This is a genomic window from Pseudomonas sp. CC120222-01a, assembly GCF_003097235.1.
Lineage (GTDB): Bacteria > Pseudomonadota > Gammaproteobacteria > Pseudomonadales > Pseudomonadaceae > Aquipseudomonas.
Window position 1 is genome coordinate 1 of record NZ_QEQQ01000062.1, and the last position, 1,047, is coordinate 1,047.

Annotated in this window: 1 rRNA gene; it reads right to left on the bottom strand. The window is 53.6% G+C overall.

Annotation, left to right across the window (positions count from 1 at the left end):
* Positions 1-1,047, bottom strand: a 23S ribosomal RNA gene (locus N430_RS29190); the annotation flags it as partial.

The window sequence follows — 1,047 nt, forward strand, 5'->3', positions numbered from 1 at the left end:
CCAGTGAGATCTCATCTTGAGGCAAGTTTCCCGCTTAGATGCTTTCAGCGGTTATCTCTTCCGAACATAGCTACCCGGCAATGCCACTGGCGTGACAACCGGAACACCAGAGGTTCGTCCACTCCGGTCCTCTCGTACTAGGAGCAGCCCCTCTCAAATCTCAAACGTCCACGGCAGATAGGGACCGAACTGTCTCACGACGTTCTAAACCCAGCTCGCGTACCACTTTAAATGGCGAACAGCCATACCCTTGGGACCGGCTTCAGCCCCAGGATGTGATGAGCCGACATCGAGGTGCCAAACACCGCCGTCGATATGAACTCTTGGGCGGTATCAGCCTGTTATCCCCGGAGTACCTTTTATCCGTTGAGCGATGGCCCTTCCATACAGAACCACCGGATCACTAAGACCTACTTTCGTACCTGCTCGACGTGTTTGTCTCGCAGTCAAGCGCGCTTTTGCCTTTATACTCTACGACCGATTTCCGACCGGTCTGAGCGCACCTTCGTACTCCTCCGTTACTCTTTGGGAGGAGACCGCCCCAGTCAAACTACCCACCATACACTGTCCTCGATCCGGATAACGGACCTGAGTTAGAACCTCAAAGTTGCCAGGGTGGTATTTCAAGGATGGCTCCATGAGAACTGGCGTCCCCACTTCAAAGCCTCCCACCTATCCTACACAAGCAAATTCAAAGTCCAGTGCAAAGCTATAGTAAAGGTTCACGGGGTCTTTCCGTCTAGCCGCGGATACACTGCATCTTCACAGCGATTTCAATTTCACTGAGTCTCGGGTGGAGACAGCGCCGCCATCGTTACGCCATTCGTGCAGGTCGGAACTTACCCGACAAGGAATTTCGCTACCTTAGGACCGTTATAGTTACGGCCGCCGTTTACCGGGGCTTCGATCAAGAGCTTCGCTTGCGCTAACCCCATCAATTAACCTTCCGGCACCGGGCAGGCGTCACACCCTATACGTCCACTTTCGTGTTTGCAGAGTGCTGTGTTTTTAATAAACAGTCGCAGCGGCCTGGTATCTTCGACCGGC